This window comes from Variovorax sp. 05N34 (assembly GCF_056397405.1).
In genome coordinates, this window is sequence record NZ_JBFTNI010000003.1 from 20,937 (window position 1) to 38,056 (window position 17,120).

A 17,120-nucleotide genomic window follows, 5' to 3' on the forward strand; every position below is an offset into this window, starting at 1 on the left:
ATGGCATTGCGCCGTATCGCATTGCGCGACTTCGTGATCGTGCGCGCCCTCGAAATCGATCTCTCCAAGGGCTTTACCGTCCTCACCGGTGAAACCGGCGCAGGCAAATCGATCCTGGTCGACGCGCTTCAACTCGCGCTTGGCAATCGCGCAGACGCCGGTGCCGTGCGCGAAGGTGCCGACCGCCTGGACGTCAGCGCAGAATTCGACGCCGACCCGGCGCTGAGTCCCTGGATGGACGAAGGCGGATTCGAGGCTGGCGATTCCCTGCTCCTTCGAAGGACAGTCGATCTACAGGGGCGCAGCCGCGGTTGGATCAACGGCAGTCCCGCCACCGCCACGCAGTTGCGTGAACTCGGCGACCACCTGCTCGACATCCATGGTCAGCATGCGTGGCAAAGCCTGACTCGTCCTGATGCGGTTCGAGGTCTGCTCGATGCCTATGCGGGCGTCACGACCACCACACTGGAAGCTGCATGGCACGCCTGGCGGCAAGCCATTTCCGCACTGGAAACCGCGCGATCGGCGCAGGATTCCCTGCAGCGCGAGCGTGAGCGGCTCCAGTGGCAAGTCGCCGAGGTCATGAAACTCGACCCTGGCACGGACGAGTGGGAAGAGCTTTCGGCGAGCCATGCGCGCATCTCCAATGCCCAGGCCCTCATTGAAGCCGCCGAGGGCGCATGCTCCGCCCTCGAAGACGACGACGGCGGAGCGCTGTCCGCGCTGAGCCGTGCGGTGACGCTGCTGCAGAACTGCGATCACATCGAACCCGAGTTCAAGGTTCTAGGCGAGGTTCTGGCCTCGAGCGTCGCGCAAGCCGCGGATGCCGCTCACTCGCTGCACGGCTATCTCCGGCAGGCTGACACGGACCCCGAGAAGCTCGCCGAACTGGACGAGCGGATGGGTCTCTGGATGTCGCTTGCCAGGCGCTACCGGCGGCAACCTGCCGAGCTTCCGGTCTTGCTGTCCGGGTGGCAGTCCGAGTTGGAAGCGCTCGATGCCCAAAGTGACATCGGTGCGCTCGAACGTGCCGAACTGGCTTCGCAACAAGCGTACATGAAAGAAGCGAAGGCCTTGGGCAAGGCGCGCAAGCAGGCCGCACCGCGGCTCGCGCAGGCGGTCACGCAGGCCATGCAAGAGCTTGGAATGAAAGGCGGCCGGTTCGAAGTGGCACTTCAACCGCTGGCGCAACCCGGCAGGTCGGGCCTCGAAGACATCGCATTCCTGGTCAGCGGGCATGCGGGCAGCACGCCGCGCTCTATCGGCAAAGTGGCCTCCGGCGGCGAGTTGTCGCGCATTGCGTTGGCCATCGCCGTGACCACCAGTGAACTCGGCGAGGCGCAGACCCTCATCTTCGACGAGGTGGATGCCGGCGTCGGCGGCGCGGTCGCTGAAACCGTCGGGCGACTCATGAGGCAGTTGGGTCGCGACCGGCAAGTTCTTGCAGTCACTCACCTGCCGCAAGTCGCTGCCTGTGCCGATCACCATCTGGTGGTTGCGAAGCGACAGACGGCCGCCAAGGGCCAGGACGGTCTTCGCACGGAAAGCGGAGTCTCCGTCCTGGACAACGAAGGCAGGGCGCAGGAAATCGCGCGCATGCTGGGCGGGGAACGCGTGTCGCAGACCTCGCTGGCGCACGCTCGCGAGATGCTGGGCAACAAGACACCGGAGACTTCCGCATGAGTCTCGAACTCGTGCTGATCACAGGAATGTCCGGCTCGGGCAAGTCTGTGGCCCTGCACGCGCTCGAAGATGCCGGCTACTACTGCGTCGACAACCTGCCGCCGGAACTGCTCGCGCCTTTCGTCGCATTGCAGCAGCAACAACAGACAGCGCGGGTGGCGATCGCCATGGACGTGCGCAGCGGCGTTTCGCTGCCGCTCGTCCCGCAGCAACTCGAAGGCTTGCGGCGAGAAGGCGTTTCGCTGCGCTCGCTGTTCCTCGACTCGACGACGGACGCGCTGGTGCGGCGCTACTCGGAAACCCGTCGCCGCCATCCGCTGTCCCGGCAGGAAGGCCACACCTACGCACCCGAGCAACAGCGCGTGCTGACGCAAGCGATCGACCTGGAGCGCGAACTGCTCGCCGACCTGCGCGATGGTGCCGATGTGATCGACACCAGCATCATTCGGCCAGCTCAACTGCAGAGCTACATCAAGTCGCTGATCGCGGCGCCCGAGAGCGCCCTCACTCTGGTGTTCGAGTCATTCGCCTTCAAGCGCGGCGTGCCGCTCGATGCCGACTACGTCTTCGATGTCCGCATGCTTCCCAATCCGCACTATGTGCCCGCGCTGCGTCCGTTGACGGGTCGCGATGCGCCAGTCATCGAGTGGCTGCGCGAGCACGACGACGTCGCGCGCATGTACGACGACATCGCGCAATTTCTCGGAAGATGGCTGGACGCGCTTGCGCGGGACCACCGCAGTTATGTGACAGTAGCCATCGGCTGTACGGGCGGACAGCATCGGTCTGTTTTCCTGGTCGAGCAACTGGCGCGCGGCTTCGGCTCAAAATGGGCCGCACTCAAGCGGCACCGGGAACTCGACGGATCCTGAGCGCGGTTGCGCGATGGCGCGATTGCGGTCGGCTCAACCAGCGTTCAAGAGCAATTTGCGCACCGGCGCGGGCATGCCGAGCGCCGGCCACTGGCGATCGTCGAACCATGCTCCGTCTTCGCTCAGCGTCGAGGGTGCGCGGCAAACGACCGCAACCGGATGCAAATGAAGGTCCTTGTGCGTCAATACATGAACAAACCCGGCTTCGTCACGTGCCTGCTTGCGATCGGCGGCGGAGAGTTTGTCAATCAACGCTTCGCGGGAATCAAAGACGGGCAGGCAATAGAGCCCTGCCCATATCCCTCTGGCGGGACGCTTCTGGAGCCATACGCGCCCCTGATCGTCACGGGCACTCAGCATCCATAGCGACTCGGCACTGCGCCGCAGCTTGCGCGTTTTGACCGGATACCTCTCCGGTGCACCTTCCCGTCTGGCAACGCACGCATCTCCCACCGGGCAGATGATGCAACTCGGGTTGCGCGGAAGACAAACCGTGGCGCCCAGGTCCATCAATCCCTGCGTATAGCGGGCGATGGCTTGCTTCTGCGTGGCCGGCGGCAACAGCTCGGTCGCTTCGTTCCAGAGCGTGCGCTCCTGGGCCGAGGAAGACAGGTCGCCCTCAAACCCCAGCACTCGCGTGAGCACCCTCTTGACGTTCCCGTCGAGGATGGCGACGCGCTCCCCGAAACAGAAAGCCGAGATTGCAGATGCCGTGGAGCGGCCGATGCCAGGAAGTGTCTGCAATTGTGCTGCCGTACTCGGAAACTCCCCGCCAAAGCGCGCGATGACTTCCTTTGCACACAGATGCATGTTGCGGGCGCGGCTGTAGTAACCGAGTCCGCTCCACAGCCCCATCACTTCATCTTCAGGCGCTGCAGCGAGCGCCCCGACAGTCGGAAAGCGCTCGAGGAAACGCGCAAAGTAGCCGAGCACGGTTGAAACCTGTGTCTGCTGCAGCATCACCTCGGAGAGCCAGACGCGATAGGGGTCTTGCGTGTTCTGCCATGGAAGCTCACTGCGCCCATGCGTGTGCTGCCAGGCGACGACAGTTTCTGCGAAGGCGGGCGCGATGAGTTGCGCCGGCGACCGAGAGCCTTCAGACCGCACTGAGCTCACTGCGCGCCGGCACGGCGCCGGGCGTCTCATGGCTCACGAGCAACGTTGTGAGCTCGCCCAAGCGGCGATGCAATTCAGCCAGATTGCTCTCTTGGGCGGCCAGCTCCGCCAAGCGCTCGTCGAGGCTGCCGGCAGCTCCCTGAATGCGTTCGACGGCCTCGATCCGCTTTGTGAAGGTGCGGCGCCGCTCCTTCAGCTGAGCATCCAGTTGTGCGCCAGCGCCTTTGCTCCAGCGCTCGACCTCGGTCATGGCCGCTTCGTTGACGACGCGAAGACGGCTTGCCAGCGCGCGCACCAGCTTGTCGCAGAAATCGGGCTGCGACAACTTGAGCAGATTGCCGACGCCGAGATAGTGCGTGTGGCTGCGCTCGATCTGAGTCAGCTGCTGCTCGAAACCCGTGAGATCCGGCTCGGGCGGAGCCTGGAGCGTGAAGCCGTGCTCTGCATTGAGCTGCCGGAAGGTGGCATGCAGCATCGCCTGGATCTCGGCGGTGGTCGCCTGGACCTCGCGCAGATTATTCCGCAGCGCGTCGAAGGTTTCGCCGTACACCTTGCGCACGTTGAACTTGATGCCGCGCCGCTTCAGGGCCGCAGACAAGCGGCCCATGTCCGCTTTGAGCGCGGTGCTCCCGAGGACTGCATACACCTCCCGCAGCAACTTTCCCTGCACGGATCGCAAGGCAAGGATGCGCGTATTGCTGCCTTCGAACTCGGTTTGCTCCTGTTCGATGCGCACCCGCATGTGACGGATCACCGAGCCATTCTTGCCGCGTAGGCCCTGCAATTCGAGCGCCTGTTCCGACAGGTCTCGCTGGCGCACGTGCAGGATGCGGGCTGCTTCTGTGCGGAGGGCTGCGATGCCGGCATCGACCGCCAGCCGCAGCATTGTTTCTCGCTTGCCGAGCAATCCTTCACCCAGCACGGCTTCCAGCGCGGGAAGGCGGCTCGCCTGAAGCAAAGGCACGTCCCGGCGGATCTTTGCCTGCAGACCCTTCTGGGCCGAAACCGGGAGTACCTGCGAAAGCGGCACGCCGAGCAGTTCAGCCGCGCCCTTGCGCTGTCGCTGGATCTGGGCGTCGACCTGAGCGGGCGTGCTGAGGATGTCCCACATCGTGTCGATCTTGTTGAGCACCACGATGCGGGTTTCGCTCACATCGCCCTCGGTGACCAGGTGTTCGCGCCAGATCGAAAGATCCGAGCGTGTCACGCCGGTATCGGCGCCGAGGATGAACACAACCGCGTGAGCCTGCGGGATCAGGCTCACCGTCAATTCGGGTTCGGCGCCGATGGCATTGAGCCCCGGCGTATCGAGGATGACCAGCCCTTGCTCCAGCAACGGATGCGGCATGTTCAACAAGGCATGCCGCCAGCGCGGAATCTCCACACGGCCATCAGAATCGGGGACCGGGTTGTCGTCGGGCGCGTCGTCGCTCCAGAAGCCAAGTGCCTGAGCCTCTTGCACCGGAACCCAGCGTACCTCGGCGACCTTGCTCATCGCCTGCGACAGTTGCTCTGCGTTGTCGACATCGATCGCGATTTCGGTCCAGCGCTCCGGTTCGTCCCGCCAATGCGAGAGAGAGTACGCCTCTAGTCGGGTTTCGATCGGTAGCAACCGCAGGCTGGCCGGATGCGTGGCGTCGTAGCCCAGCTCCGTGGGACACATTGTGGTGCGCCCAGCGCTCGCGGGCATGATGCGGCGCCCGTAGCCTGCAAAGAAGATCGCGTTGATCAACTCGGATTTGCCACGCGAGAACTCTGCGACAAACGCGACCATGACCTTGCTGGTTCGCAGTTGCGACTCGACGTCCCGCAAGCGCTCCGCAACGCTCTGGTTCAGCAGTTCGTTTTCGTTCAGCCAGCTGGCAAGCCACTTCAAGCGGTGCGCGAAATTGCGTCGCCACGCGCCATGCTGGTCGAATTGCTGATTAAAGGAAGCAGTCAAGGGGACAAATGTAAGGAGGATTTACAAAATATAGCATCGGCTGGGCTTTTGAAGGCCAATCGCCTGTGCTGCTTCAGTACTTTTGGCAGTTCGGGCAGAAATACGTGGACCGCTGCCCCTGCCGCACCTGACGGATTGGTGATGCACAGACCCGACAAGGTTCACCCGCCCGCCCGTAGACGTTAGCTTCCAACTGAAAGTAGCCACTCTGCCCGTCCGTGTTCGAAAAGTCACGCAGGGTGCTTCCCCCGCGCTCGACGGCTCGCGCCAGAATCTCGCGGATCGCTGCATGCAGGCGCAATGCGCGGGGCCGACTGATCCGCGACGCAGCAAGCGTCGGGCGTATTCCGGCGGCAAACAGCGCTTCGGAGGCATAGATGTTTCCGACGCCGACCACCACTTCGCCCGCCAACAGCACCTGCTTTACTGGCGCCTTTCGACGGCGCATTCCGGCCAGAAATGCATCGAAGTCGAAGGCTTCACCGAGCGGCTCCATCCCCAGTCCGCCCAGCAATTTGCGCGCGAGCGGCGAAGCCTCGTGGTCAACGTACACCACCGCACCGAAGCGGCGCGGGTCGTTGAGGCGCAGGACCCCTTGATTCGTCGCGAGGTCGAAGTGGTCATGTGCGCCCGAAGGCGGCAGAGAGGCATCGAAACGCAGGCTGCCGGACATTCCGAGGTGCATGAGAAGAAGGCCTGAGTCAAGATCGACAAGCAGGTATTTCCCGCGTCTGCGCACGGCCTTTACCGTTCGCCCGACCAGAAAGGCGGGATCGATGCCGAGCTCCCAGCGCAACGGCTTGCCTACGCGCACAGCGTCGATGCGGGCTCCAATAATGCGATCCGCAAAACCGCGGCGAGTGACTTCAACTTCAGGTAGTTCGGGCATGGGAGCAAGCGTGGGACGATCCGCGACGACATCGGCAGATATCGAAACCCCCGTCCGCCATCGCTCGGGAGCCTGGATTATTATGGTCCGATGACCTTTCCGCTTCGTCGATCCCGCCTTGCGGCGGCTGCGCTCTTTGCTCTGACCACGCTTGCGGCCCAGGCCCAGACAGAACCGCAAAAGCCTCCACTCCCAAGCGACCTCACACCCTTGATCGAGCCTGCGAAGACGCCGCAAACAGCCGCCGCCGCGGCCAGTGCCGACAAGTCGGAGCCGCTGTCCTCTGCCATGACGGCCGAGCTTTTCTACGAGGTACTGGTCGGCGAACTTGACTTGCGGTCGGGAGATCCCGGCGGTGGCTATGCCCAGATACTCAATGCTGCCAAGCAGGCTCGCGACGGCAAGCTCTTCCAACGTGCCGTCGAAATCGCCGCTCAGGCGCGCTCTTGGGACGCGGCGCTTGCAGCGACGCGCGCCTGGAAAGAAGCAATCCCCGAGTCGCGCGATCCGAGGCGCCTTGAACTACAGATCCTGATCGCGCTCAACCGGATCGGCGAGACGGTCGAGCCGCTGCGAGCCGAAGTGGCCGCAACCCCGCAGATCGAGCGCCCTTTGCTGATGGCCGTGATCGCGCGCAACTACGCGAGAGCCACGGACAAGAAACTCGCCGCATCGGTCGTCGAGCAAGCCCTCGCAGACGACCTCAAGAGCCCCGCCACGGGTGGGGCCGCATGGGCGGCTGTCGGGCGCCTGCGTCTTGCCGCGGGCGACACCGCAGGAGCGCTCGATGCGGCCATCAAGGGCCAGGAAATGGATCCGGCTTCGGAAGGTCCGGCACTGCTTGCGCTGGACTTGATCGATCCCTCCCAACCGCTTGCGGAGCCGATCGTTCAGCGCTACCTCGCAAATCCCAAGGCGCAGCCAGAAATGCGCATCGCCTATGCCCGTGTACTGGTCGAAGGACGGCGCTATTCCGACGCAACCGCGGAACTCGCCGCCCTCACCGTGGCACGCCCCGAATTGCCCGAGCCTTGGCTTCTCCTCGGCAGCCTTCAGGCGCAGGCGCGCCAGGATGCGGCGGCCGAGGCGTCGCTGAAGCGCTACATCTCGCTCGTTGGTACACAGGGAGACGACGAGGCACGCGACCGGGGACTGACGCAAGCCTATCTCCTCATGTCGCAACTCGCCGAGCGCCGCAAGGACTTTGCGGGCGCTGACAGTTGGCTTGCGCGCATCGACAACTCCGAAGACCTGGCGGCAGCACAAGTGCGCCGCGCGTCATTGCTGGCCCGGCAAGGCAAGTTGCCCCAGGCCCGCGAACTGATCCGCAGCCTGCCCGAGCGCACGCCCGAGGAGAAGAAGCAAAAGTTCCTGGCCGAAGTCCAGCTGCTGCGCGATGCCAAGCAATACCAAGCTGCACTGGACATGCTCGCGCAGGCCAGCGCAGCGGCGCCCTCGGACACCGACCTCATCTACGACCAGGCGATGGTTGCAGAAAAGCTGAATCGTATGGACGAGATGGAGCGCCTCCTGCGTCGCTTGATCGAACTGAAGCCCGACAACCAGAACGCCTACAACGCGCTGGGCTACTCGTTCGCGGATCGGAAGGTCCGCCTTGAAGAAGCTCGGACACTCATCCAGAAAGCCGTCCAGCTTGCGCCTGACGATCCTTTCATTGCAGACAGCCTCGGTTGGGTCGAATTCCGGCTTGGCAACACGGGCGAAGCCACACGAATCCTGGAAGACGCCTACAAGCGCCGGCCCGACCCCGAAATCGGGGCGCATCTGGGCGAGGTGCTGTGGGCGGCGGGGCAGCGTGACCGTGCGGTTTCCATCTGGAAAGAGGCCTCGCTGGCCGATGCTGACAACGAGACGCTGCAGGAAACGCTCAAACGCCTGCGCGTAGGACTTTGAATCGGCGTTCACTCTTGTCAACCGCCTGCGCTGGCGCGTTGATCATCTCGGGCTGCGCAAGCCCGCGCCGCAACGACGCGCTCGACGCCCGTGCCGAAGCGTGGAGCGGAAGGTTGTCGCTGCGCGTCGACAGCCAGCCTGTGCAGACCTTCTCCGCGCTCTTCGAATTGCGGGGCATGCCCCAGGCCGGCGAACTGACGCTGACCAGCCCCATCGGCAGCACTCTGGCGCAGCTTCACTGGTCGCCCAGAGAGGCCTTGCTCAAAAACGGCGCCAAGACACAGCGTTTCGATTCCGTGGACGCGTTGATCGAGGCAGCGACGGGCGCGGCCATCCCCGTGGGCGCCCTGTTCGCCTGGCTCGCGGGCCGGAACGAACGCGTTCCCGGCTGGCGTCCGGATCTTTCACGCGTCGGCATAGGCCGCTTGCAGGCCACCCGCGAATCGCCAGAACCGCGGGCCGACCTGCGCATCGTCTTCGAACGCGCATGAAGGCAATCTACGATCTGCCCGCGCCCGCGAAGCTCAACCTCTTCCTGCACATTACGGGGCGAAGGGCAGACGGATACCACCTATTGCAGTCGGTTTTTATGCTCATCGACTGGTCAGATACGCTGCATGTCGAGCGCCGAAGCGACGGTGCGATCAGCCGGGAAGACCTGACGACGAAGCTTCCTGCCGAGGACCTCGTCGTTCGAGCCGCACGAGCCTTGCAGGACTTCACGCAGACGAACTACGGCGCTCACATCGCAATCGCCAAGTACGTGCCCGCGCAGGCGGGAATGGGGGGCGGCTCTTCGGACGCGGCCACGTGCCTCATGGCATTGAATCGTCTTTGGGGCTTGAATCTGCCGCTGGCTCGACTGGAACAGATCGGCCTTACGCTTGGCGCCGACGTGCCGTTTTTTCTTCGCGGGCGAAACGCCTGGGTCGAGGGGATCGGCGAATCAATCACGCCGATCAACTTGCCATCCGGTCGCTTCGCCGTCGTGAAGCCAGCTGATGGCCTGGACACTCGCTTAATTTTTGCGGCACCTGATCTCCAACGCGCAACTCCCGCTGCTATACTCTCGGGCTTTGCTGCACATAGCGAACAGAGAGCAGATAGTTTTCGCTTTGACTTTGGTCATAACGACCTGCAGCCGGTCGCACAACGGCTTTGCGCCGCGGTCACCGATGCCATCGATTGGCTCGGTCACCAAGGTTTGGAAGGCCGTATGACCGGTTCGGGAAGCTCGGTATTTGCGGCAATGTTGCATGAAGCCGAACTCGCAACGGCCCCGGAGGGCTGGCAGGTTCGAAAGTGCAACAACTTGGCTGTTCACCCACTGGTGGGGTGGGCGGTCTAAATGGTTTAAACATCAGGGCGCTATATGCGGTCTGATGTTGGTAGTCAGGCCGCGCGCGGCCTGGTGCGACATATCGGTTGATGGCATTTGCCATTGACCCGTGTAGGGGAGTCGCCAAGCTGGTTAAGGCACTGGATTTTGATTCCAGCATGCAAAGGTTCGAATCCTTTCTCCCCTGCCAAATCCTTTCACGAGATTTTTGGCGGCTCCTTAAAGAGCCATTTCGCATTGCCGGATGCACTTAGCCGGGACGCTCATGCAGGCTCACAACCCTGATTTCATGGTTTTCACCGGCAACGCCAATCCAGGGCTTGCCGCGGAAATTTCGCACCACCTAGGCACCTCGCTGGGCGCAGCTCGTGTCGGTCGTTTCTCTGACGGCGAAGTCACTGTCGAGATCAACCAGAACGTGCGAGCGCGCGATGTTTTTGTGGTCCAGTCGACTTGTGCTCCGACCAACGAAAACCTGATGGAGCTTCTCATCATGGTCGACGCACTCAAGCGCGCGTCGGCCGAGCGCATCAGTGCGGTGATCCCCTACTTTGGATACGCGCGGCAAGACCGTCGCCCGCGCTCCAGCCGCGTGCCCATCTCGGCCAAGGTCGTTGCCAATCTTCTGGAAACCGTTGGCGTTGCCCGCGTGCTCACCATGGACCTGCACGCCGATCAGATCCAGGGTTTCTTCGATATTCCCGTGGACAACATTTACGCATCGCCAGTGCTGCTTGGCGATCTGCGTCAAAAGAACTACGAAGACCTGATCGTGGTTTCGCCGGACGTTGGCGGCGTGGTGCGCGCCCGCGCGCTGGCCAAGCAACTGAATTGCGATCTCGCCATCATCGACAAACGCCGTCCGCGCGCCAACGTGAGCGAAGTGATGCACGTGATCGGCGAAATCGACGGCCGCAACTGCGTCATCATGGACGACATGATCGACACCGCTGGCACGTTGGTCAAAGCGGCGGAGGTGCTGAAAGAGCGTGGCGCGAAGAAGGTCTATGCCTATTGCACCCACCCGATCTTTTCGGGTCCCGCGATCGAGCGAATTACCCAAGGATCCGCCCTCGACGAGGTGGTTGTGACCAACACGATTCCCCTCTCCGATGTTGCAATGGGTTGCGGAAAGATTCGCCAGCTCTCGGTCGCGCCGCTCATTGCGGAAACGATCCAGCGCATCGCCAAGGGCGAGTCGGTCATGAGTTTGTTCTCGGATCAGGAAAACCTGTTCTGAGCAAAAAGCCGGGCTTCCTTTCGGAAGCCCTTTTTAAACCGGAGTCGCACTGGTCGCGGTCGACTTCCACAGGAGTGAGTTATGAAATTCGTCGCTTATGAGCGCGCAAAGCAGGGCACGGGTGCGAGCCGCCGTCTCCGCATTTCGGGCAAGACGCCCGGTATCGTCTATGGTGGTGAAGGCCAGCCCCAGCTGATCGAACTCGATCACAACGCGCTGTGGCACGCCCTCAAGAAGGAAGCCTTCCACTCGTCCATCCTCGAAATGGACCTCGGTGGCAACGCCAGCAAAGTGCTGCTGCGTGACGTGCAGTACCACCCGTTCCGTCCGCTCGTGCAACACGTCGACTTCCAACGTGTCGACGCGCGTACCCGGATGACCGTCAAGGTGCCGCTGCACTTCAAGGGTGAAGAAGAGTCCACCGCCGTCAAGCTCGACCACAATCTCGTGAATCACGTGATGACCGAACTCGAAGTCAGCTGCTTGCCCGCAGATCTGCCCGAGTTCATCGAAGTCGACCTTTCGAGTCTGACCAAGAATGCCACGATCCATGTCAACGACCTCAAGCTGCCGAAGGGCCTGAAGTACGTGAGCCATGGCAAGGGCAATCCGGTGGTGGTGTCCGCCGTGTCGCCGCTGGTCGCCGAAGAGCCTGCCGCTGGCGCAGAAGGCGCTGCTGGCGCCGAAGGTGCTCCGGCAGCTGCCAAGGCCGACGCCAAGGCACCCGCGAAGAAGAAGTAATTCGCCCCTTCGCTGTTGCGTCCAATGGCCCGCCCTGTGCGGGCCATTTCTTTTTGAGGCTGCACCGGACCCGAACAAGATAATCCACGCATGATCAAGCTATTCGTTGGCCTCGGCAATCCTGGCCCTGAGTACGAAGCCACTCGGCATAACGCCGGGTTCTGGTGGATCGATGCGCTTGCGCGCGATCTGAAAGTCACGCTGTCGCCGGAACGGTCCTATCACGGGCTCGTTGCTCGCACGCAAGTGAGTGGGCGGCCGATCTGGCTGCTCGAGCCCCAGACTTTCATGAACGTCTCCGGCAAGTCAGTCGCGGCATTGGCTCGCTTCTTCAAGATCGAACCAAGCGAGATCCTGGTGGCGCACGACGAACTCGACGTGGTGCCAGGCCAGGCCAAGCTCAAGCTTGGAGGCAGCCATGCCGGGCACAACGGCCTGAGAGATATTCACGCGCAACTCGGCACCGCCGACTATTGGCGCCTGCGCTTGGGCATTGGTCATCCGGGAGTCAAATCGGAAGTCGTCAATTGGGTTCTGAAAAAGCCGCTGAAGGAACAGCGCGAAGCCATCGAAGACGCCATCGTCCGCACGCTGCATGCCTTCCCGGCGCTGGCTGCGGGCGAGATGGACAAGGCGACATTGCTCATTCACACGAGCAAGCCGCCGCGCCCTAAACCGCCGAGGCGCGAGCCGGGGGACGGGGGCGGAGGCGAACCCGCCGCGGGTTAGCGGAGAGAAAGCGAAAGGGAGAAATAAAAATGAAACTGTCACGTCCAAAGATCGCCGCTCGCAGCGCATTGCTGCTGGCGGGAGCGTGCTTCCACTGGGGCGCTCTGGCCGCGGAAAGCATTGGTGCCGGCGGTGCCTGGCGCTGCGGCAACACCTATACCGACCAACCTTGCGCCGGCGGCAAGGAGCTCGACCTGGACGACACGAGAAATTCAGAGCAAAAGCGCGTCGCTAATCAATCGACACGCGATGCGCAGATTGCCGCCGACCGGATGAAGAGCGACCGCCTTCGCCTTGAGGCCAAGCACGCGCAACAGCGGCCCATCCTGATCGGAGACAAGCCCAAGGAGGCGCGGAAGACACAGACCCGGCCGGACAAGGATGCATCCAAGAAGCCGAAGAAAGGAAAGGACACCGTCTACGTGAGCGCACAGGCTGCCAGAGCCGCAGAAGCAGCGCCGCCAAAGAAGTCGAAGAAGTCCGGCGCCAGGAAGCCCAGCGAATAGCTAGGAAGCAGCCACGGGTGGGCCGCTCTCGGTCCCGCCGCCCTGAGCGGCCGCCTTGTCGGCCGTGAGGCGCTCAAACTTCTGCCAGAGAGTCTCGCGTGACTCGGCATGCTCGGGGTTGGTCGGAATGCAGGCGACCGGGCATATCTGCACGCATTGAGGCTCATCGAAGTGCCCCACGCATTCAGTGCACTTGTGCGGATCAATCTCGTAGATCTCGGTGCCCATGTAGATCGCGTCGTTCGGGCACTCAGGCTCGCACACATCGCAGTTGATGCATTCGTCGGTGATCATGAGGGCCATGTGCGGATTATCGATCGCCGCGAAACGGGCCGCCAAAATGGCGCCGATGCCCCCACCAGGGGCGCGCCGACGGGCCGAAAGCCTGCAGCCCCGGCACGCTCGTTGCAAGACTCGGGTTATGCTGCGGCCCGCCCTATGAGTCTGTTTCTTTTCAAGCGCTTCATCACGCTGATTGCCACCCTGATCGGCGCTTCCATCATCGTCTTTCTCGTGCTGGAGATCTTGCCGGGCAATGCCGCGCAGATGCTCATGGGACCGGACGCCGCACCCGACGCCGTGGCGGCGCTCGCCACCAAGCTTGGGCTCGACCAGCCGGCGTGGAGCCGCTACTGGCACTGGATCGGCGGGCTCCTGACCGGCCAACTTGGCGACAGCTACACCTACAGTTCGCCAGTTCTGGACCTGATCCTCGAACGTCTTGCACTCACCGTGCCGCTGGCCCTGCTTGCAATGGCTTTCACGACGGCGCTGGCATTGGTCGTCGGCCTGACCGCCGCGGCGCGCCACAACAAGCTCGGCGATGTCGGGTTGATGGGGCTCACGCAAATCGGCGTCGCCATACCCAACTTCTGGTTCGCGATCCTGCTGATCCTCGTCTTTTCGGTTCAACTCCAGTGGTTCTCGGCCGGTGGCTTCGAAGGCTGGGGCGAAGGCATCTTCGCGGGCCTGAAGGCGCTGCTGCTCCCGGCGTTGTCGCTCGCCGTCGTGCAAGCCGCGATCCTCGCCCGCATCACGCGTTCGGCGGTTCTCGAAGTCATGCGTGAAGATTTCGTGCGCACCGCGCGAGCCAAGGGCGTTTCGCAGCGGGCCGTGCTCTGGCGGCACGTACTGCGCAATGCGTTGATCCCGGTCGTCACAGTGATGGGCATGCAGTTTTCCGAGCTGCTCGCGGGCACGATCGTGGTCGAAAACGTCTTCTACCTGCCGGGGCTCGGCCGCCTTATCTTCCAGGCGATCAGCAACCGCGACCTGATCGTGGTGCGCAACTGCGTGATGTTGCTGGCTGCGATGGTCGTCATCGTCAATTTCGTCGTCGACGTTCTGTATGCCGTCATCGACCCCCGCATCAAGGCGAGCGACATATGAGCGCCATTCCCGCAACGACACCCAGCGCGGCTGCTTTCAAGGTGCCGGGCTTCTGGCGCCGTGCGCTGCACCACCCGAGCTTTGCCGTCGGGGCTGTCCTCACGCTGCTTCTGCTGTTGGCCGCTGCCGTCTCCCTGGTGTGGACCCCATGGTCGCCCTATGAGATGGACCTTGCCAGCAAGCTCCAGCGGCCAAGCGCAGCGCATTGGCTGGGAACCGATACCTTCGGGCGTGACGTGGCGTCGCTGTTGCTGGTCGGCGCCCGTGCATCGATTCTGGTTGGCGTGATCGCGGTAGGCATCGGCCTCACCGTGGGAACCGCGCTGGGCCTGCTTGCGGCGGCACGGCGCGGGTGGGTCGAGGAAGCGATCATGCGGTTCAGCGACTTCACGATGGCTTTTCCGGCGATCCTGTCGGCCATCATGATGACGGCGGTCTTCGGCGCCGGCATCGTGAACGCCATCATTGCGATCGGCATCTACAACATTCCTACTTTTGCCCGCATCACGCGCGCGTCGGCCAATGCGATCTGGTCGCGCGAATACGTCGCCGCAGCGCGCGCCTGCGGCAAGGGCCCGTTCGCGATCACGATGCAGCATGTACTGCCCAATATCTCGGCGGTGCTGATCGTGCAGATCACGATCCGCTTCGCGATTGCCATCCTGGCCGAGGCCGCGCTGTCGTACCTCGGACTCGGCACGCAGCCGCCGCAGCCTTCGTGGGGGCGCATGTTGAGCGAAGCGCAGACGATGATGTTCCAGGCGCCACTGCTCGCTGTTTTTCCGGGCGTGGCGATTGCGCTGGCCGTGCTCGGCTTGAACCTTCTCGGCGATGGATTGCGCGACCTGCTCGACCCCCGCCTCGCCCGCGCGCGCTGACCGCCTATGCCTCTCCTCGAAGTCGACAATCTTCACGTTGAACTGCAGACCCAGCGCGGCCCGGCCGAAGCGGTGCGCGGCGTGAGCTTCACGCTGGAGCGCGGCGAAACCCTCGGCATCGTCGGCGAATCAGGCTGCGGCAAATCCATCACCGTGCAATCGCTGATGGGGCTGCTCCCGTCGACCGCCAAAGTCTCGGGCAGCATCCGATTCGAGGGCACCGAACTCGTCGGGCTGCCGGAGCGCGAGATGTGCAAGCTTCGTGGCGACCGCATCGGCATGATTTTTCAGGAACCGATGACCGCGCTGAATCCGGTCCACACCATTGCGCGCCAGGTCGGCGAACCCTTGCGCCTGCACCGCGGCCTCTCCGCTGCCGATGCCCGCAAGGAAGCCCTTGCGCTGCTCGAGCGCGTCGGCATTCCTGATGCCTCATCGCGGCTGGATGCCTATCCGCATCAGTTTTCAGGAGGCCAGCGGCAGCGCATCGGCATCGCCATGGCATTGGCGTGCGGACCCGACCTGCTGATCGCCGACGAGCCGACAACCGCGCTCGACGTCACCATCCAGAAGCAGATTCTCGATTTGATCCGAGGTCTCGTCGCCGAGCGCGGCATGGCGCTCATCCTGATCTCGCATGATCTGGGCGTCATTGCTCAAAGCGTGTCGAAGATGCTGGTGATGTATGGCGGCAGCGTGGTCGAAAGCGGCCCCACGGCAGCGGTCTTCGCAGAAAGAGCGCACCCCTACACCAAGGGTCTCTTCGCGGCCCGGCCCGCACTTGGGGCGCCGCGCGGGGTCAAGCTCGCGACCATCAAAGGAAGCGTGCCTGAGCTCGTCGACTTGCCGGCAGGATGCCCTTTCGCCGGCCGCTGCAGCTACACGGTCGATGCCTGTCAGGCAACGCGCCCGGAGCCGGTGCGGCTTCCCCATGACCATCTGGCGCGATGCATCCGGCTCGACGCAGTCGCGGCCGCGGCCACGGCCACGGAAGGACTGATCGCATGACGGAGCCCATTGAACCAGGCGTTCTCCTCGAAGTGACTGACCTGGTCCGGCACTACACGCTGCCGCGTGAACGCCTTTTCGGGCCTCCGCCGATGGTCAAGGCGCTCAACGGCGTCAGCTTCAGCATTTCTGAGGGCCAAAGCCTCGGCATCGTCGGCGAATCCGGCTCCGGCAAATCGACCATCGCCCGGCTGGTGATGGCGCTCGATCGGCCGAGCTCAGGAACCGTCAAATTGCTCAACCGCGATCTGCACGCGCTGCCGAGCGATCAACTGCGAAGAGCCCGGCGAGACGTGCAGATGGTGTTCCAGGACCCCTATGGTTCGCTCGATCCCCGCCAGACTGTCGCGCGCATCGTGGCGGAGCCGCTCGAAGCGCTCGGCGAAACAAGCCGCGCCGAACAGCAGGAGCGCGCAGGCGAATCGCTGGCCGCGGTCGGCCTGCGAGCCAATGACCTGCACAAGTACCCCCACGAATTCTCCGGCGGCCAACGGCAGCGGATCGCGATTGCGCGCGCGCTGATCACGCGCCCCAAACTGATCGTCGCGGACGAACCCGTGAGCGCGCTCGACGTGTCGGTGCAGGCGCAGGTGCTCAATCTCATGCAAGACTTGCAGCAACAGTATGGAATCAGCTATCTGCTCATCAGCCACGACCTGGCGGTGGTGAACCACCTGTGCGACCAGGTCTGCGTGCTTCATCGGGGCCTCATCGTCGAGCGCGGTTCGCCGCAGCATCTCTTTGCGCACGCGGAGCATCCCTACACGCGGAGCTTGCTGGCGGCCGTGCCGCGCGCAGAGCCGGTAGCAGCGGCATGAGCAAATACTTGCCCCGCAGGCTGCGTCTCGCGATGATGTAACGTTCTATTTCCTTT

Annotated in this window: 17 protein-coding genes and 1 tRNA gene; 14 read left to right on the forward strand and 4 right to left on the reverse strand. The window is 63.3% G+C overall.

Annotation, left to right across the window (positions count from 1 at the left end; all coding sequences use genetic code 11):
- Positions 1-1,683, forward strand: a complete 1,683-nt coding sequence (recN, locus tag AC1DMA_RS09050; RefSeq protein WP_478143989.1) for a DNA repair protein RecN — start codon at positions 1-3, stop codon at positions 1,681-1,683.
- The gene (gene rapZ / locus AC1DMA_RS09055; RefSeq protein ID WP_478124727.1) at positions 1,680-2,555 is read left to right on the forward strand and encodes an RNase adapter RapZ; all 876 of its coding nucleotides are present in this window, start codon (positions 1,680-1,682) and stop codon (positions 2,553-2,555) included. The genes recN and rapZ overlap by 4 nt, the downstream gene beginning before the upstream one ends.
- A 33-nt stretch (positions 2,556-2,588) precedes the next feature.
- On the opposite strand, the gene mutY is transcribed toward rapZ, so the two are convergent.
- The 3 genes from mutY to mutM form a co-directional block, all read right to left on the reverse strand.
- The gene (mutY, locus tag AC1DMA_RS09060) at positions 2,589-3,626 is read right to left on the reverse strand and encodes an A/G-specific adenine glycosylase (RefSeq protein ID WP_478125267.1); all 1,038 of its coding nucleotides are present in this window, start codon (positions 3,624-3,626) and stop codon (positions 2,589-2,591) included.
- 25 nt (positions 3,627-3,651) lie between these two features.
- Positions 3,652-5,613 carry a dynamin family protein gene (locus AC1DMA_RS09065; RefSeq protein WP_478143990.1) on the reverse strand — a complete coding sequence of 654 codons (1,962 nt, stop codon included), beginning with the start codon at positions 5,611-5,613 and terminating at the stop codon, positions 3,652-3,654.
- 73 nt (positions 5,614-5,686) lie between these two features.
- Positions 5,687-6,502 carry a bifunctional DNA-formamidopyrimidine glycosylase/DNA-(apurinic or apyrimidinic site) lyase gene (gene mutM, locus AC1DMA_RS09070; protein WP_478124729.1) on the reverse strand — a complete coding sequence of 272 codons (816 nt, stop codon included), beginning with the start codon at positions 6,500-6,502 and terminating at the stop codon, positions 5,687-5,689.
- A 90-nt stretch (positions 6,503-6,592) separates the two neighbouring features.
- On the opposite strand from mutM, the gene AC1DMA_RS09075 reads away from it, so the two are divergent.
- From AC1DMA_RS09075 to AC1DMA_RS09110, 8 genes are all read left to right on the forward strand, one after another.
- Positions 6,593-8,416 (forward strand): tetratricopeptide repeat protein, encoded by a 1,824-nt coding sequence (locus AC1DMA_RS09075; RefSeq protein WP_478143991.1) that lies wholly within the window; start codon positions 6,593-6,595, stop codon positions 8,414-8,416.
- Positions 8,417-8,430: 14 nt separating this feature from the next.
- Positions 8,431-8,907 (forward strand): lipoprotein insertase outer membrane protein LolB, encoded by a 477-nt coding sequence (locus tag AC1DMA_RS09080; protein ID WP_478143992.1) that lies wholly within the window; start codon positions 8,431-8,433, stop codon positions 8,905-8,907.
- Positions 8,904-9,764 (forward strand): 4-(cytidine 5'-diphospho)-2-C-methyl-D-erythritol kinase, encoded by an 861-nt coding sequence (gene ispE / locus AC1DMA_RS09085; protein ID WP_478143993.1) that lies wholly within the window; start codon positions 8,904-8,906, stop codon positions 9,762-9,764. Before AC1DMA_RS09080 ends, ispE begins: the two co-directional genes overlap by 4 nt.
- A 104-nt stretch (positions 9,765-9,868) precedes the next feature.
- Positions 9,869-9,945, forward strand: a tRNA-Gln gene (locus AC1DMA_RS09090).
- Between the two features lie 75 nt (positions 9,946-10,020).
- Positions 10,021-10,995: a ribose-phosphate pyrophosphokinase gene (locus AC1DMA_RS09095; RefSeq protein ID WP_478124733.1), complete on the forward strand. Its 975-nt coding sequence runs from the start codon at positions 10,021-10,023 to the stop codon at positions 10,993-10,995.
- A gap of 81 nt (positions 10,996-11,076) precedes the next feature.
- Positions 11,077-11,736, forward strand: coding sequence for a 50S ribosomal protein L25/general stress protein Ctc (locus AC1DMA_RS09100; protein WP_478143994.1), 660 nt, complete (start codon positions 11,077-11,079; stop codon positions 11,734-11,736).
- A 90-nt stretch (positions 11,737-11,826) separates the two neighbouring features.
- Positions 11,827-12,465: an aminoacyl-tRNA hydrolase gene (gene pth / locus AC1DMA_RS09105; RefSeq protein WP_478143995.1), complete on the forward strand. Its 639-nt coding sequence runs from the start codon at positions 11,827-11,829 to the stop codon at positions 12,463-12,465.
- 29 nt (positions 12,466-12,494) lie between these two features.
- Positions 12,495-12,971 (forward strand): hypothetical protein, encoded by a 477-nt coding sequence (locus AC1DMA_RS09110; RefSeq protein WP_478143996.1) that lies wholly within the window; start codon positions 12,495-12,497, stop codon positions 12,969-12,971.
- On the opposite strand, the gene AC1DMA_RS09115 is transcribed toward AC1DMA_RS09110, so the two are convergent.
- A complete protein-coding gene (locus AC1DMA_RS09115) occupies positions 12,972-13,274 on the reverse strand; it encodes a YfhL family 4Fe-4S dicluster ferredoxin (protein ID WP_478124737.1) in 303 nt (100 codons plus the stop codon). It abuts the gene before it with no gap.
- 135 nt (positions 13,275-13,409) lie between these two features.
- Here AC1DMA_RS09115 and AC1DMA_RS09120 point away from each other — a divergent pair, with 135 nt between their 5' ends.
- From AC1DMA_RS09120 to AC1DMA_RS09135, 4 genes are read left to right on the forward strand one after another with little or no spacing between them, the layout of a single operon-like run.
- Positions 13,410-14,360, forward strand: a complete 951-nt coding sequence (locus AC1DMA_RS09120) for an ABC transporter permease (protein WP_478143997.1) — start codon at positions 13,410-13,412, stop codon at positions 14,358-14,360.
- Positions 14,357-15,238, forward strand: a complete 882-nt coding sequence (locus tag AC1DMA_RS09125) for an ABC transporter permease (protein ID WP_478143998.1) — start codon at positions 14,357-14,359, stop codon at positions 15,236-15,238. The genes AC1DMA_RS09120 and AC1DMA_RS09125 overlap by 4 nt, the downstream gene beginning before the upstream one ends.
- Positions 15,239-15,244: 6 nt before the next feature.
- On the forward strand, positions 15,245-16,246 hold the full coding sequence (locus AC1DMA_RS09130; protein ID WP_478143999.1) for an ABC transporter ATP-binding protein: 1,002 nt from the start codon (positions 15,245-15,247) through the stop codon (positions 16,244-16,246).
- Entirely contained in the window at positions 16,243-17,064 is an 822-nt protein-coding gene (locus tag AC1DMA_RS09135) for an ATP-binding cassette domain-containing protein (protein ID WP_478144000.1), read from the forward strand. Before AC1DMA_RS09130 ends, AC1DMA_RS09135 begins: the two co-directional genes overlap by 4 nt.
- The last annotated feature ends 56 nt before the right edge of the window (positions 17,065-17,120 follow it).

Excerpts from the sequence above, each read along its gene's own strand:
- rapZ (WP_478124727.1), top strand. The coding sequence starts at position 1,680 with ATGAGTCTCGAACTCGTGCTGATCACAGGAATGTCCGGCTCGGGCAAG.
- AC1DMA_RS09135 (WP_478144000.1), top strand. The coding sequence starts at position 16,243 with ATGACGGAGCCCATTGAACCAGGCGTTCTCCTCGAAGTGACTGACCTG.
- AC1DMA_RS09075 (WP_478143991.1), top strand. The coding sequence starts at position 6,593 with ATGACCTTTCCGCTTCGTCGATCCCGCCTTGCGGCGGCTGCGCTCTTT.
- AC1DMA_RS09100 (WP_478143994.1), top strand. The coding sequence starts at position 11,077 with ATGAAATTCGTCGCTTATGAGCGCGCAAAGCAGGGCACGGGTGCGAGC.
- pth (WP_478143995.1), top strand. The coding sequence starts at position 11,827 with ATGATCAAGCTATTCGTTGGCCTCGGCAATCCTGGCCCTGAGTACGAA.
- AC1DMA_RS09095 (WP_478124733.1), top strand. The coding sequence starts at position 10,021 with ATGCAGGCTCACAACCCTGATTTCATGGTTTTCACCGGCAACGCCAAT.
- AC1DMA_RS09125 (WP_478143998.1), top strand. The coding sequence starts at position 14,357 with ATGAGCGCCATTCCCGCAACGACACCCAGCGCGGCTGCTTTCAAGGTG.
- AC1DMA_RS09130 (WP_478143999.1), top strand. The coding sequence starts at position 15,245 with ATGCCTCTCCTCGAAGTCGACAATCTTCACGTTGAACTGCAGACCCAG.
- AC1DMA_RS09120 (WP_478143997.1), top strand. The coding sequence starts at position 13,410 with ATGAGTCTGTTTCTTTTCAAGCGCTTCATCACGCTGATTGCCACCCTG.
- AC1DMA_RS09115 (WP_478124737.1), bottom strand. The coding sequence starts at position 13,274 with ATGGCCCTCATGATCACCGACGAATGCATCAACTGCGATGTGTGCGAG.
- AC1DMA_RS09110 (WP_478143996.1), top strand. The coding sequence starts at position 12,495 with ATGAAACTGTCACGTCCAAAGATCGCCGCTCGCAGCGCATTGCTGCTG.
- mutM (WP_478124729.1), bottom strand. The coding sequence starts at position 6,502 with ATGCCCGAACTACCTGAAGTTGAAGTCACTCGCCGCGGTTTTGCGGAT.
- ispE (WP_478143993.1), top strand. The coding sequence starts at position 8,904 with ATGAAGGCAATCTACGATCTGCCCGCGCCCGCGAAGCTCAACCTCTTC.
- recN (WP_478143989.1), top strand. The coding sequence starts at position 1 with ATGGCATTGCGCCGTATCGCATTGCGCGACTTCGTGATCGTGCGCGCC.